Here is a 14,548-nt window from a genome sequence, read left to right as displayed (position 1 = left end):
GTCCGGGGCCGTGGCGTCGGAGACGGGCTCGGTGGGCGCGGCGCCGTGTGGCAGCTCGGCGGACTGAATGGAAATGGTGGATCCCCCGTGATGATCAAGAGTGTTTGCCTCCGAAACCTAGCGCCGCCCGAACGTCAGGAGGGGTGATCGGAACCTCGGTGGACGGAAGGTCGCCGAACCGTGATCACAAATCGGCCGATCGATGCCGAAACTCCCCGGGCGCGAGACCCGGACGCGCGAACGCGTCGTGCCCGAGCGCTTCGGTCGGCGGGACGAGCCTCTGACCGGCGGGGCGGCGGCTGCGCCGGGGCGAATCGGGCCCTCGGACACCGTCGGCTCGCCGACCGGGCCGATGCCACGCGCTCAGTCGCCCGGTCGGCCGCTCATCGGCCGACCGAAGCGACCGGTCACACCGCCCCGGGTGGGTTCGCCGGATGCTCCTTGCATGAATGTTCCGTACTGCGTATATTCATGCCACGACAAAGGAGGGAACGCCATGGCATTGCGAGTCGCCGTCGCCGGCGCGAGCGGATACGCGGGCGGTGAGGTGCTGCGCCTGCTGCTCGGCCACCCGGAGGTGGAGATCGGGGCGCTGACGGGCGGCTCGAACGCGGGCGCCAGGCTGGGCGCGTTGCAGCCGCACCTGCTGCCGCTCGCCGACCGGGTCCTGGAGCCCACCACCCCCGAGGTGCTGGCCGACCACGACGTGGTGTTCCTGGCGCTGCCGCACGGCCAGTCCGCCGCGGTCGCCGAGGCGCTCGGCGGCAACGTGCTGGTCGTCGACTGCGGAGCCGACTTCCGGCTCAGGGCCGCGGCCGACTGGGAGCAGTTCTACGGCTCCGCGCACGCCGGCACCTGGCCGTACGGCCTGCCCGAGCTGCCCGGCCACCGCGCCGCGCTCAAGGGCAGCAACCGGATCGCCGTGCCCGGCTGCTACCCGACCGCCGTCTCGCTGGCGCTCTTCCCGGCGTACGCGGCGAAGCTCGCCGAGCCCGAGGCCGTGATCGTCGCCGCCTCGGGTACCTCCGGCGCCGGCAAGGCGGCCAAGACCCACCTGCTCGGCAGCGAGGTCATGGGCAACGTCAGCGCCTACGGCGTGGGCGGCGTACACCGGCACACCCCGGAGATGGCGCAGAACCTGACGCCGGTCGCGGGCGAGCCGGTCACCGTCTCCTTCACCCCGACCCTCGTGCCGATGCCGCGCGGCATCCTCGCCACCTGCTCCGCCAAGGCGAAGCCCGGTGTGACGGGCGAGAGCCTGCGCGCCGCCTACGCCGGGGCGTTCGCCGGCGAGCCCTTCGTCCGCCTGCTGCCCGAGGGCCAGTGGCCGCAGACCAGCAGCGTCTACGGCTCGAACGCCGCCCTGGTCCAGGTCGCCCTGGACGAGACCGCCGGCCGGATCATCGCGATCAGCGCGATCGACAACCTGGTCAAGGGCACCGCCGGCGGCGCGGTGCAGAGCATGAACATCGCCCTCGGCCTTCCCGAGGAGCTCGGCCTCCCCCTGAACGGAGTCGCACCGTGACCGAGAACGTCAACGTCGGCGTGACCGCGGCCAAGGGCTTCCGCGCCGCCGGCGTCACCGCCGGCATCAAGGCCTCCGGTACCCCGGACCTCGCCCTGGTCGTCAACGACGGCCCCTCGCTCGCCGCGGCCGGCGTCTTCACCGCCAACCGGGTCAAGGCCGCCCCCGTGCTCTGGTCCGAGCAGGTCCTCAAGGGCGGCGTGCTCTCCGCGGTCGTCCTCAACTCCGGTGGCGCCAACGCCTGTACCGGCCCGCTCGGCTTCCAGGACACCCACGCCACCGCGGAGAAGGCCGCCGAGGAGCTGAAGGTGAACGCCGGCGAGGTCGCCGTCGCCTCCACCGGCCTGATCGGCGTCCGCCTCCCGATGGACATCCTGCTGCCCGGCGTCGCCCTCGCCGCCCAGGAGCTCAGCGCGACCGGCGGCGAGGCCGCCGCGATCGCCATCAAGACCACCGACACCGTCCACAAGACCGCCCAGGTGACGAAGGACGGCTGGACGGTCGGCGGCATGGCCAAGGGCGCCGGCATGCTCGCCCCGGGCCTGGCCACCATGCTGGTCGTCCTCACCACCGACGCCGACCTCGACGCCGCCGCCCTGGACGCCTCGCTGCGCGGCGCCACCCGCACCACCTTCGACCGGATCGACTCCGACGGCTGCATGTCGACCAACGACACCGTGCTGCTGCTCGCCTCCGGCGCCTCCGGCGTCACCCCCGGGCAGGCCGAGTTCGACGAGGCCGTCCGCACCGTCTGCGCCGACCTCGCCCGCCAGCTGATCGGCGACGCCGAGGGCGCGAGCAAGGACATCCGGATCGACGTGACCGCGGCCGCCAGCGAGGAGGAGGCCGTCGACGTCGCCCGCGTGATCGGCCGCAACAACCTGCTCAAGTGCGCCCTCCACGGCGAGGACCCGAACTGGGGCCGCGTCCTGGCCGCGATCGGCACCACCTCCGCCGCCTTCGACCCGGACCGCCTCGACGTCGCCATCAACGGCGTCTGGGTCTGCCGGGACGGCAGCGTGGGCGAGGACCGCGACCTGGTCGACATGACCGGCCGCGAGGTCGTGATCACCGCCCGCCTGAACGCCGGCGAGGCCGCCGCCACCCTGTGGACCAACGACCTCACCGCCGACTACGTGCACGAGAACAGCGCCTACTCCACCTGACACCTGAGCCGGGGACCACAACAGTGCAGATCGCACCCAAGGGCGAACAGGCCCGCAACAACACGGCGTTGCCCAAGGCCATGACGCTGATCGAGGCGCTGCCCTGGCTGGAGCGCTTCCACGGCAAGACCGTCGTGATCAAGTTCGGCGGCAACGCCATGGTGGACGAGAGCCTCAAGGCGGCCTTCGCCCAGGACGTGGTCTTCCTGCGCTACGCCGGCCTGCACCCCGTGGTGGTGCACGGCGGCGGCCCGCAGATCAGCGCCCAGTTGGACAGGCTCGGCCTGGAGTCCTCCTTCACCAACGGTCTGCGGGTCACCACCCCGGAGACCATGGACGTGGTCCGGATGGTGCTGGCCGGCCAGGTCCAGCGCGAGCTGGTCGGGCTGCTCAACGGCCACGGCCCGTTCGCCGTCGGCATGACCGGCGAGGACGCGCACACCATGACCGCGGTCAAGAGGTACGCGGTGGTGGACGGCGAGCAGGTCGACATCGGCCTGGTCGGGGACATCGTCAACATCGAGGCCGGCGCCGTGAAGGCGCTCATCGCCGACGGCCGCATCCCGGTGATCTCCTCGATCGCCCGCGGCGCGGACGGCCACGTCTACAACATCAACGCCGACACCGCGGCCTCCGCCCTCGCGGTCGCGCTCGGCGCCGAGATGCTCGTCGTCCTCACCGACGTCGAGGGCCTCTACAAGGACTGGCCCGAGTCCGACGACGTGATCAGCCAGCTCAACGCGAGCGAGCTGGAGGAGCTGCTGCCCGGGCTCGCCAGCGGCATGCTCCCCAAGATGGAGGGCTGCCTGCGCGCCGTCCGCTCCGGCGTGGGCACCGCCCGCGTCCTGGACGGCCGGGTGCAGCACAGCCTGCTGCTGGAGATCTTCACCGACGAGGGCATCGGCACGATGGTCGTGCCGGACGACGAAGCGACCGTGACCGGGGGACTGGCATGACGACCGACGAGGCGCAGCCGAGCAGCAGCGCACAGCTCACCGACCGGTGGCAGCACGCGTTCACCGACAACTACGGCACCCCGCGGATCCCGCTGGTCCGCGGCGAGGGCGCCAGGCTGTGGGACGCGGACGGCAAGGAGTACACCGACCTGCTCGGCGGCATTGCCGTCAACGCCCTCGGCACCGCCCACCCGGCCGTCGTCGAGGCGGTCACCCGTCAGATCGGCACCCTCGGCCACGTCTCCAACCTCTTCATGGCCGAGCCGACCATCGCCCTCGCCGAGCGGCTGCTGAGGCTGGACGGCCGGGCGGGCGGCCGGGTCTTCTTCTGCAACTCCGGCGCCGAGGCCAACGAGGCCGCCTTCAAGATCAGCCGGCGGACCGGTCGCACCCACGTCGTGGCGCTCGAAGGCGGGTTCCACGGCCGGACCATGGGCGCCCTCGCGCTCACCGGCCAGCCCGCCAAGCAGGCGCCGTTCCTGCCGCTGCCCGGCGACGTCACGCACGTCCCGTTCGGCGACATCGAGGCGCTGCGGGCGGCCGTCACCACCGAGACCGCCGCCGTCTTCCTGGAGCCCGTCCAGGGCGAGAACGGCGCCGTCCCGCTGCCCGACGGCTACCTGGCCGCCGCCCGCGAGATCACCCGCGCCACCGGCACCCTGCTGATCCTGGACGAGATCCAGACCGGCATCGGCCGCACCGGCCACTGGTACGCCCACCAGGCCTTCGACGGCGTCGAGCCGGACGTCGTCACCCTCGCCAAGGCGCTCGGCGGCGGCCTGCCGATCGGCGCCGTCCTCGCCTTCGGGGACGCCGCCGGGCTGCTCACCCCGGGCCAGCACGGCACGACCTTCGGCGGCAACCCGGTGGTCGCGGCGGCAGCGCTCGCGGTGCTCGACACCATCGAGTCCGAAGGCCTGCTGGAGCACGTGCGCAAGCTCGGCGAGCGGCTGCGGGAGGGCATCGAGGCGATCGGCGACCCGCTGGTCTCGCACGTGCGCGGGGCCGGCCTGCTGCTCGGCATCGTGCTCACCGAACCGGTGTCCGCCAAGGTCCAGGCCGTCGCCCAGGAGGCCGGCTTCCTGGTGAACGCGGCCGTCCCGGACGCCGTCCGGCTGGCGCCGCCGCTGGTGCTCACCGAGCAGGAGGCGGACGCCTTCCTGGCCGCCCTGCCGGAGATCCTCCGGACGGTGCGGGAGAACGCCCCGGCCGATGCGAGCTGAGCGTAGTCCGGGAGAATAATCACATGACCGCACCCAACTCCGGCCAACCCGCCGCCGGCCCGTCGCCGCAGGTCCCGCAGACCCGGACCGCGCGCCACCGGCGGATCGTGGACCTGCTCACCCGCCAGCCCGTGCGCTCGCAGAGCCAGCTCGCCAAGCTGCTCGCCGACGACGGGCTGGTGGTCACCCAGGCCACCCTCTCCCGGGACCTGGACGAGCTGGGCGCGGTGAAGATCCGCAACCGGGACGGCGCGCTCATCTACGCCGTCCCGGCCGAGGGCGGCGACCGCACGCCGCGCGCACCGATGGGGGAGTCGGCCAGCGAGGGCCGGATGGCCCGGCTGGCCGGTGAACTCATGGTCTCCGCCACCGCCTCCGGCAACCTCGTCGTGCTGCGCACCCCGCCGGGCGCCGCCCAGTTCCTGGCCTCCGCGATCGACCAGGCCGAAGTCTTCGAGATCATCGGGACCATCGCCGGCGACGACACCGTCCTGCTGATCAGCCGGGACCCGGCCGGCGGCCAGGCCCTGGCCGACCACCTGATGCAACTGGCCCAGGCCAAGGCGCAGTAGGCACGTCCCGCTCCCGTGGGCCCGGTGATCCGGGCCCACGGCCGGTTCCGGGCCCGGCGGCCCTCTCGGGTCCGGCCGTACCTTTGGGCTCCGCCGTACTTCCGGGCCCAGGTAGGCCTGAACCGGGCCGGTGGCCGGTCCCGCCGGCGGTCCTTCCCCACGTCCCGTCCGGGGTTGTGAGTTTCATACGGTGTAGTGCATACTTATGCCTATCACCGTAAACCTGTTCACCCGGCTGTGAAGGGGAGAGCCGTGACCGAGCGCGTCGCACTCGCCTGAACCGCCCTCCCGGGTCCGGCCGCCCCCACGGCGGGACCCACCCCCTCCTCCCGTAGTCCTGTGTAAGGAGCCCTAGCGATGCCTGCCGACCAGAACGCCGCCAGTAACGGTCCTGAGCTGCGCCTCTGGGGCGCGCGCTTCGCCGACGGCCCGTCCGAGGCGCTGGCCAGGCTCTCCGCCTCCGTGCACTTCGACTGGCGCCTCGCGCCGTACGACATCGCCGGCTCCAAGGCCCACGCCCGCGTCCTGCACAAGGCCGGCCTGCTCGGCGACGCCGAACTCGACGCCATGCTGGCCGGGCTCGACCGGCTCCTCGCCGACGTCGAGGCCGGCACCTTCACCGGCACCGTCGCCGACGAGGACGTCCACACCGCGCTGGAGCGCGGCCTGCTGGAGCGCCTCGGCGCCGAACTCGGCGGCAAGCTGCGGGCCGGCCGCTCGCGCAACGACCAGATCGCCACGCTCTTCCGGATGTACCTCCGGGACCACGCGAAGATCATCGGCGGCCTGGTCCTCGACCTCCAGCACGCCCTGGTCGGCCTGGCCGAGGAGCACCCGGACACCGCCATGCCGGGCCGCACCCACCTCCAGCACGCCCAGCCCGTGCTCTTCGCCCACCACGTCCTCGCGCACGTGCAGGCCCTCGGCCGGGACGCCGAGCGGCTGCGCCAGTGGGACGCCCGCACCGCCGTCTCCCCGTACGGCTCCGGCGCGCTGGCCGGCTCCTCGCTCGGCCTCGACCCGCAGGCGGTCGCCGCCGACCTCGGCTTCGAACGCGGCTCGGTCGGCAACTCCATCGACGGCACCGCTTCGCGCGACTTCGTCGCCGAGTTCGCCTTCGTCACCGCGATGATCGGGATCAACCTCTCCCGGATCGCCGAGGAGGTGATCATCTGGAACACCAAGGAGTTCGGCTTCATCACGCTCCACGACGCCTTCTCCACCGGCTCCTCGATCATGCCGCAGAAGAAGAACCCGGACATCGCCGAGCTGGCCCGCGGCAAGTCCGGCCGCCTGATCGGCAACCTCACCGGCCTGCTCGCCACCCTCAAGGCGCTTCCGCTCGCCTACAACCGGGACCTCCAGGAGGACAAGGAGCCCGTCTTCGACTCCTGCGACACGCTGGAGGTGCTGCTCCCCGCCTTCACCGGCATGATGGCCACCCTCACCGTGCACCGGGAGCGGCTGGAGGAGCTGGCCCCGGCCGGCTTCTCGCTCGCCACCGACATCGCCGAATGGCTGGTCAAGCAGGGCGTGCCGTTCCGGGTCGCGCACGAGGTGGCCGGCTCCTGCGTCAAGGTCTGCGAGCAGCAGGGCATCGAGCTGGGCGACCTGACCGACGAGCAGTTCGCCGCCATCTCCGGGCACCTGACGCCCGAGGTGCGCTCGGTGCTCAGCGTCCACGGCGCGATCGCCTCGCGCAGCGGACGCGGCGGCACTGCCCCCTCGGCGGTCGCCGTACAGCTCGGCGAGGTCAAGGCCGACCTGGCGCGCCAGGCGGAGTGGGTCCAGGGCTGACAGCCGGGAGCCGACGGCAGGGGCGTGGCGGGGCGACCGCCGCGCCCCTTTCGCGTGCACGCGACCGGCCGCCCGTAACCGGGCCCGCCCGTGCCCGGTCATGAACGGTATGTGCGCCAACCTTCCGTCCGTCCCCTCCGCCGAGGCCGTGGTGTTCGCCACGCTCCGGCGCCGCCTCGTCCGCGAGGCGGTGGCCGCCCTGCCCGGCCGCTGCCCCCAGCTGGTCGCGGCCCTCGCCGAGGACCCGCCACCCAGCTACCGCGAACTCTCCGAACGCCTCGGCATGCCCCGCGGCTCCATCGGCCCCACCCGCTCCCGCTGCCTGGCCTGCCTCCGCGCCCTCCTCCACGGCGAGCGCTACGCCTGACCACCCGTCCGCCGCCGGGCGTGACGCGGGCCGGGCCCTGTGCCCCGCCGCCGGGCGTGACCCCGGCGTGTCGGCCCTGCGCCTCCGCCCGTCCGCCGCGCGGACCCGTTCCCCTCCCGCTCGGATCCCCCGTCCCGCGCGGGCCCGTTCCCCCGTCCGCCCCCGGCCCTCCGTCCGGACGTGACCCTCACCACGTCCGGCGGCCGTGAGGTTGAGAGCAACTGACACGCGGGTAGAGCGCTGGCGAACGTAGCTCTTGACGGCCGCGCAATCGCTCGGATACTGAGCGTGAACGCGCCACGGCGTCGCGGGCCCACCCCGGGCATCGCGGTCGGTACGTTCGTGCGCCACCCCCGGTCAGGGCGGATCCCCGGCCGGGACATCTCCGGCAGGGCATCCGGTGCGACACCCTCACGTTTGCGCGCCGGGCACGACATTGGGGAGGCCCCAGCACATGGGCATGAGCGTGATCATCTCGGCGGCGGACGCCGAGGACGCGGAGCAGATCCTCAAGCTCCAGTATCTCGGCTACCAGAGCGAGGCCGAGCTGTACGGCGACTGGACCCTGGAGCCGCTGACGCAGACCCTGGAGAGCCTGCGTGGCGAACTGACCGAACAGCACTTCCTGGTGGCCCGCCTCGGCGACGAGGTGGTCGGCACCGTCCGCGGCCGGACCGGCCCCGACGGCATCGCCCGGATAGGGCGTCTGGTCGTCCACCCCCGGATGCAGCGGCACGGCCTCGGTGGCCGGCTGCTGGAGGCACTGGAGCGCCGCCTCGCGGAGGAGGGCCGCCCGGTGACCGCCTACCGCCTGTTCACCGGCCACCGCAGCCTCGGCAACCTGCGCCTCTACGCCCGCCAGGGCTACCGCCAGACCACCGTCGAGCAGGTCGACGGCCGGCTCAGCCTGATCCACCTGGAGAAGCCCGCCGCGGTCGAGCTCGCCGCCACCGCCTGAGCCCTCCCCGGGCCCCACTCGGCACCACCCGGCCCGGCGCCGCCACCATCCGGACGTTCCGGAGGTAGCGCCGGGCCGTATCGCTGCTGGTCACAGCGATGGGTGTCCGCATTGCGGACGGCTGATCCAAATAATTGGGACCAGGTCCGACCATCTGATTTACTGGCTCACATGACTGCGACGACGAAATGGACCCCCACCGGCACCCTGCCGGCAGGTGAGCGTGCCATGTGCCGTCGAATGTGTCACCGCTGAGGGCCACCGTTCCCGCCCCCCAGGCTCCGCCCGGGGGTGCCCCCCACCTCGCGCCCCGAAGCGAGAACCGGCCGCTCCCGTCCTGAGTGAGCGCGCCCTGCCTGCCGCAGAGCAGTCCCCTCCATCCGCCTGCCCACGCCCGGGCAGGTGGCAGTCCCTGATGACTCGTAAGGGCCACGCCGTCGCGCGGCCCGGCCGCCCACCGGGGACGATCAAGGGGTGGCAGGTCCGGATCCCCCTGGCGTCACGCCGTCCATGTCGCCGACCGCAACCCGGTCCGGCGTCCGCACGCCGTCCGCCCCCGACCCACGGAAGCAGCTGTGATCACCACCACGGACCTCACGAAGGTCTACCGCTCCCGCGGCCGCGAGGTGACCGCCCTCGCCGGCGTCGACCTGCACGTGCGCCCGGGCGAGGTCTACGGAGTCGTCGGCACCAGCGGCGCGGGCAAGTCCACCCTCATCCGCTGCGTCAACATGCTGGAACGCCCCAGCTCCGGAACGGTCACCGTGGACGGCGTCGAGCTCACCGCGCTCGCCGGCGGCGAGAACCGGGCCGGCAGGGAGCTGCGCGAGGCCCGGCGCCGGATCGGCATGGTCTTCCAGCACTTCAACCTGCTGGCCTCGCGCACCGTCCAGCAGAACGTCGAGCTCCCGCTGGAGATCATCGGCCTGGACCGCACCCAGCGCCGCCGCAAGGCCGCCGAACTCCTCGACCTGGTCGGCCTCGCCGACAAGGCCCGCAGCTACCCCGGTCAGCTCTCCGGCGGCCAGAAGCAGCGCGTCGGCATCGCCCGCGCCCTCGCCGGAGACCCCAAGGTGCTGCTCTCCGACGAGGCCACCTCGGCGCTCGACCCCGAGACCACCCGCTCCATCCTCAAGCTGCTGCGCGACCTCAACCAGCAGCTCGGCCTCACCGTCCTGCTGATCACCCACGAGATGGACGTCATCAAGTCCGTCTGCGACTCCGCCGCCCTGATGCGCGGCGGCAAGGTGGTCGAGTCCGGCGAACTGACCGACCTGCTCGCCGAGCCCGGCTCCGAACTCGCCCGCGAGCTCTTCCCGCTCAGCGAGTTCGGCACCGGCCACCCCGGCAGCACCGTGCTGGAGATCACCTTCCAGGGCGACACCTCCGCCCGGCCCTTCGTCTCCCAGCTCGCCCGCACCTACCAGATCGACATCAACATCCTCGGCGCCGCCGTCGAGACCATCGCCGGCCGCATGGTCGGCCGGATGCGGGTCGAACTGCCCGGCAGCCGCACGGACAACGTGGTGCCCATCGGCTTCCTGCGCGAACAGGGCCTGCAGGTGGACGTGATCGAGGCGGCGAACGGAGCGGTGGCATGACCTGGGACCAGATGCAGGAACTGATGTGGCCCGCCACCTGGGAGACCCTCCAGATGGTCGGCGTCGCCACCGTCGGCACCATCCTGTTCGGGCTGCCGCTGGGTGTCCTCCTCGTCGTCACCGACAAGGGCGGCCTGCTGCAGAACCGGCCGGTCAACAAGGTGCTCGGCGCCGTCGTGAACGTCGCCCGCTCGGTGCCGTTCATCATCCTGATGATCGCCCTGATCTCCTTCACCCGCTGGCTGGTCGGCACCTCCATCGGCTGGGAGGCCGCGACCGTGCCGCTCACCATCGGCGCGATCCCCTTCTTCGCCCGGCTGGTCGAGACCTCCGTCCGCGAGGTCGACCGCGGCCTGGTCGAGGCCGTCCAGGCCATGGGCGGCTCCACCTGGACCATCGTGCGCAAGACGCTGCTGCCCGAGGCGCTGCCCGCCCTCGTCGCCTCCGTCACCACCACGATCATCACGCTGATCAGCTACTCCGCGATGGCGGGCGTGGTCGGCGGCGGCGGCCTCGGCACCCTCGCCATCAACTACGGCTACTTCCGCTTCGAGACCGCCTTCATGTGGATCATCGTCGCGGAGCTGGTGATCATCGTCACCGTCGTCCAGCTGCTCGGCGACTGGGCCGTCCGCAGCCTCGCCAACCGCGGACGCACCGGCGGCCGGACCCGCCTGCTCGGCCCGCGCGGCGGCACCCCTGCCGCCCCGGCCGCCCCCGACGAGGACCTCGTCGCCCCCTGACCACCCGCCGTCCGCACCGGACGCGGCTCCCCGCATCACGCAGAAAGGCACTTTTCGTGCGCAACGCCCTGAAGTTCACCAGCGTCCTCGCCACCGCCGGCATCGCCCTCTCCCTCGCCGCCTGCGGCAGCTCCGGCTCGTCCGGGTCCTCCGACCCGAACGCCCCGCTGACCGTCGTCGCCAGCCCCACCCCGCACGGCCAGATCCTCAAGTACGTCAAGGACAACCTGGCGGACAAGGCCGGCCTCAAGCTCAACATCAAGGAGGTCACCGACTACGTGACCCCCAACACCGCGGTGCAGGACGGCTCGGCCGACGCCAACTACTTCCAGCACGTCCCGTACCTGGAGGACTTCAACAAGAAGCACGGCACCCAGATCGTCTCCGTCGAGCCGGTCCACCTGGAGCCGCTGGGCGTGTACTCGAAGAAGGTCAAGGCCATCGGCGACCTCAAGGACGGCGCCACCGTCGGCCTGCCCAACGACGCCACCAACGAGGGCCGCGCGCTCAAGCTGCTCGCCGACAACAACCTGATCACCCTCAAGGCCGGCGCCGGCACCGCCGCCACCCCCGCCGACGTCACCGCCAACCCGAAGAACCTCAAGTGGAAGGAGCTGGAGGCCGCCCAGCTGCCCCGCTCCATCGACGACCTCGACGCCGCCGTCATCAACGGCAACTACGCCCTCGACGCGGGCCTCAAGCCCGCCGGCGACTCCCTGATCCTGGAGAAGGCCGAGGGCAACCCCTACGCCAACATCCTCGCCGTCAAGCAGGGCAAGGAGAACGACCCGCGGGTCAAGAAGCTCGCCGAGCTGCTCCACTCGCCCGAGGTCAAGAAGTACATCGAGGACACCTTCCAGGGCTCCGTCGTCCCGGCCTTCTGACCGACCCCGGCCCGGCACCACGGCCACGCACTCCCACGACCGGGCCCCCGCCGCACCTCGGCGGGGGCCCGGTCGGGCAGTATGCACCAGTGACGCCCTGACAGACCGCGTTCTGACGTACCGTCGTCCGGTCCGTGCACCGCACGGCACCGGGGGCACCGGCGAGGCGTACGGTGTGTCCACGACCCGGCGAGGAGAGACGGCATGGCAGCGAGCTTCCCCGAGACCGCCATCAGCACCGAACGGCTGCTGCTGCGCCCCCTTGCGGAGGACGACGCCCCCGGCCTCGCCGAGATGATGGCCGACGAACTCGTCCTGGCCTGGACCGACGCCCCGCACCCCTTCACCGAGACCTACGCCGCCGAACTCGCCCGCACCCTCGCCCCCGCCCACCGCGCGGCCGGCCGCGGCATCGTCTTCGCCGTCACCGAACACCTCACCCAGCGCCTCGTCGGCCTGGTCGAACTGCGCAACACCGACTGGCGGCTGCGCTCCACCGAGATCTCCTACGTCACCGCCCCCTGGGCACGCGGCGAGGGCTACGCGCCCGAGGCCGTCCTCGGCGTCGCCCAGTGGCTCTTCGAGGACCGCGGCTTCCTGCGGCTGGAAATGCGCACCGCCGCCGGAAACACCGCCGCCCAGCAGGTCGCCCAGAAGGTCGGCTCCATCAGCGAGGGCGTGCTGCGCAGCGCGTGGATAGTGCGCGGCGAGCCCGGCGAGGTCACCGTGGGGGCGGCTCCCGGCCGCCAGGCCGGGGGAGAGAGCCGCAGCGACCTCATCCTGTGGAGCCTGCTGCCCGAGGACATGGAGAACCCGGCCGACCACGGGACGGGCTGGCCCGGCGACCGCTACGTCCTGCGCGACTGAGCCAGCTCGCACCGCCCCGGCCCCGGCGCACCCCTTCCGGCCCCGGCTCCTCCGCCTCCACCCGCGCCCCTCGCCGCCCCTCGCGCCCCTCGGCCCCCGCACCCACGCCGCCCCTCGCCACCTTCCGCACCCGCGCCCCGCAGGCCCCGCGCGCGACGGACATGTGTGCGAGATGTCGGCGCCGATGGGATGGCACCCGGTAACCTCTGACCGGCGCCGCACGCGGGCGCCGCATGTCGGCGCACCGAGGCGAGGGAGAACAGCCGCAGATGGCTGACCGGATCACGGTCATCGGGTGGGACGGCACCCCGCTGACCGAGGCCGCCGGCGCGGCCCTCGCCGCGGCGACCCTGGTGGCCGGCGCCCCCTACCAGCTCAACGCCCTCCCGGTGCCGCCCGGCGCCGAGCGGCTCGCCCTCGGCAACGTCCAGCTCGCCGCCCGCCGGATCGCCGAACACCGCGGCGCCGCCGTCGTCGTGGCCGAGGGCGACCCCGGCTTCTTCGGCGTCGTCCGCACCCTGCGCCGCCCCGAGTACGGCCTCGAACTCGAAGTCCTGCCCGCCGTCTCCTCGGTCGCCGCCGCCTTCGCCCGGGCCGGCATGCCCTGGGAGGACGCCCAGGTGGTCAGCGCACACGGCGGACGGCTGCGCCGCGCCGCCAACATCTGCCGGGCCAACCCCAAGGTCGCCGTCCTCACCGCGCCCGGCGCCGGGCCGAGCGAACTCGCCCTGATGCTGCGCGGGGTGCACCGGACCTTCGTGGTCTGCGAGGCCCTCGGTACCCCCGAGGAGGACGTCACCGTCCTCACCTCCGACCGGGTCGCCGACCACATCTGGCGCGACCCCAACGTCGTGCTGGTCATCGGCGGCAACGGCAGCGGCCCGCAGGCGGGCACGGTCGGCCAGGCCGCCGGCTGGCTGGCCGGACGGCCGGTCGGCTTCCCCGGCCCGGACCGCGGCTGGGCGCTCCCCGTCGACTCCTACGCGAGCGCCGGGAGCGCGGAGGACGCGCCCGGCGCATCCGGGACGCTCCCGGCGCACGTGCGCGCCCTGGTGCTGGCCCGTCTGGGTGCCCGCCCGGGGGACCTCGTCTGGTCGGTCGGCGCGGGCCACGGCGCCCTCGCCGTCGAGGCCGCCCGCTTCGGCGCCGCCGTGGTCGCGATCGAGGCCGACCGCTCGGCCTGCGCCCGGCTCACCGTCAACGCCCGCCGCTACGGCGTCGAGGTGGAGACCGTCCACGGCAGCGGCCCCGAGGTGCTCGGCGGCCTGCCGGAGCCGGACGCCGCCGTCGTCGAGGCCGGCGGCACCGTGGTGGTGCGCGCCGTCCTGGCCCGCCGGCCCGAGCGGTTCGTGGCCGTCGCCCACGGCCTCGCCGAGGCGGACGAGATCCGCCGCGCCATCGCCGAGGCCGGCTACCGGCCGGACGGCGCGTTGCTGCAGGCCACGCCGCTGCAGGCGGACGGGACGGGCGCGCTGCGGCTCGGCACGGGGGAGCCGGGCGTGCTCCTGCTCTGGGGTGAGCAGATCGTGTGAAGACGAAGTGCCTCCGGCGGTGACCCCGGTGGCACATCCGGTGAGGGTTCCGGCGCGGCTCCGGCTCCTGACGGGGTGACGAGGTCGCGCGGCGGGCACGTCCGGGCGGTGATCCAGGTCGCATCCGGACACCGATTCGAGAGGCGGCGGCGCCGGGCCGGTAGTGTGGCGTCCGGGACGGCTGCGGCGTCCGATGGCCCGCCCGATCCGGTCGGTTTGTCGCCTTTTTGACGCGATGCAACCAGCTACGGCTCGGAGTGTGGGCAATTCGACGGGCCGCATGCCGGACCTGGAGAATGCCGTAGGGTCCGGTGCGGTCGTGCCGGTTGCCCCGGCTTGTCGTTGTTTCAGATGGCA

At 73.0% G+C, this 14,548-nt stretch carries 13 protein-coding genes; all 13 read left to right on the top strand.

Features of this window, described 5'->3' with window-relative positions; genetic code table 11:
- Nucleotides 1-496 precede the first annotated feature (496 nt).
- On the top strand, nt 497-1,525 hold the full coding sequence (gene argC, locus ACZ3YO_RS05205) for an N-acetyl-gamma-glutamyl-phosphate reductase (RefSeq protein WP_465564997.1): 1,029 nt from the start codon (nt 497-499) through the stop codon (nt 1,523-1,525).
- The gene (gene argJ / locus ACZ3YO_RS05200) at nt 1,522-2,691 is read left to right on the top strand and encodes a bifunctional glutamate N-acetyltransferase/amino-acid acetyltransferase ArgJ (protein WP_465564994.1); all 1,170 of its coding nucleotides are present in this window, start codon (nt 1,522-1,524) and stop codon (nt 2,689-2,691) included. The genes argC and argJ overlap by 4 nt, the downstream gene beginning before the upstream one ends.
- A gap of 80 nt (nt 2,692-2,771) precedes the next feature.
- A complete protein-coding gene (gene argB, locus ACZ3YO_RS05195) occupies nt 2,772-3,647 on the top strand; it encodes an acetylglutamate kinase (RefSeq protein ID WP_465544357.1) in 876 nt (291 codons plus the stop codon).
- Nucleotides 3,644-4,870 (top strand): acetylornithine transaminase, encoded by a 1,227-nt coding sequence (locus ACZ3YO_RS05190; RefSeq protein WP_465564991.1) that lies wholly within the window; start codon nt 3,644-3,646, stop codon nt 4,868-4,870. Before argB ends, ACZ3YO_RS05190 begins: the two co-directional genes overlap by 4 nt.
- Before the next feature lie 23 nt (nt 4,871-4,893).
- Complete coding sequence (locus tag ACZ3YO_RS05185; protein ID WP_396321724.1) at nt 4,894-5,442, top strand: arginine repressor; 549 nt, start codon at nt 4,894-4,896, stop codon at nt 5,440-5,442.
- Nucleotides 5,443-5,799: 357 nt separating this feature from the next.
- The gene (argH, locus tag ACZ3YO_RS05180; RefSeq protein ID WP_465564988.1) at nt 5,800-7,239 is read left to right on the top strand and encodes an argininosuccinate lyase; all 1,440 of its coding nucleotides are present in this window, start codon (nt 5,800-5,802) and stop codon (nt 7,237-7,239) included.
- 109 nt (nt 7,240-7,348) lie between these two features.
- On the top strand, nt 7,349-7,606 hold the full coding sequence (locus tag ACZ3YO_RS05175) for a sigma-70 RNA polymerase sigma factor region 4 domain-containing protein (protein WP_465564986.1): 258 nt from the start codon (nt 7,349-7,351) through the stop codon (nt 7,604-7,606).
- Between the two features lie 454 nt (nt 7,607-8,060).
- The gene (locus tag ACZ3YO_RS05170; protein ID WP_465564984.1) at nt 8,061-8,564 is read left to right on the top strand and encodes a GNAT family N-acetyltransferase; all 504 of its coding nucleotides are present in this window, start codon (nt 8,061-8,063) and stop codon (nt 8,562-8,564) included.
- Between the two features lie 575 nt (nt 8,565-9,139).
- A complete protein-coding gene (locus ACZ3YO_RS05165; RefSeq protein ID WP_465564982.1) occupies nt 9,140-10,165 on the top strand; it encodes a methionine ABC transporter ATP-binding protein in 1,026 nt (341 codons plus the stop codon).
- Nucleotides 10,162-10,908 (top strand): methionine ABC transporter permease, encoded by a 747-nt coding sequence (locus ACZ3YO_RS05160; RefSeq protein ID WP_396321720.1) that lies wholly within the window; start codon nt 10,162-10,164, stop codon nt 10,906-10,908. Before ACZ3YO_RS05165 ends, ACZ3YO_RS05160 begins: the two co-directional genes overlap by 4 nt.
- Nucleotides 10,909-10,964: 56 nt before the next feature.
- Nucleotides 10,965-11,792 carry a MetQ/NlpA family ABC transporter substrate-binding protein gene (locus ACZ3YO_RS05155; protein ID WP_465564978.1) on the top strand — a complete coding sequence of 276 codons (828 nt, stop codon included), beginning with the start codon at nt 10,965-10,967 and terminating at the stop codon, nt 11,790-11,792.
- Between the two features lie 204 nt (nt 11,793-11,996).
- Nucleotides 11,997-12,659 carry a GNAT family N-acetyltransferase gene (locus ACZ3YO_RS05150; protein WP_465564974.1) on the top strand — a complete coding sequence of 221 codons (663 nt, stop codon included), beginning with the start codon at nt 11,997-11,999 and terminating at the stop codon, nt 12,657-12,659.
- A gap of 269 nt (nt 12,660-12,928) precedes the next feature.
- A complete protein-coding gene (cbiE, locus tag ACZ3YO_RS05145; RefSeq protein ID WP_465564972.1) occupies nt 12,929-14,191 on the top strand; it encodes a precorrin-6y C5,15-methyltransferase (decarboxylating) subunit CbiE in 1,263 nt (420 codons plus the stop codon).
- Nucleotides 14,192-14,548 lie beyond the last annotated feature (357 nt).

The organism is Kitasatospora sp. NPDC022785 (assembly GCF_055561295.1).
Note: the sequence above shows the minus strand (reverse complement) of the source record. Positions and strands in the feature narration are given on the sequence as shown.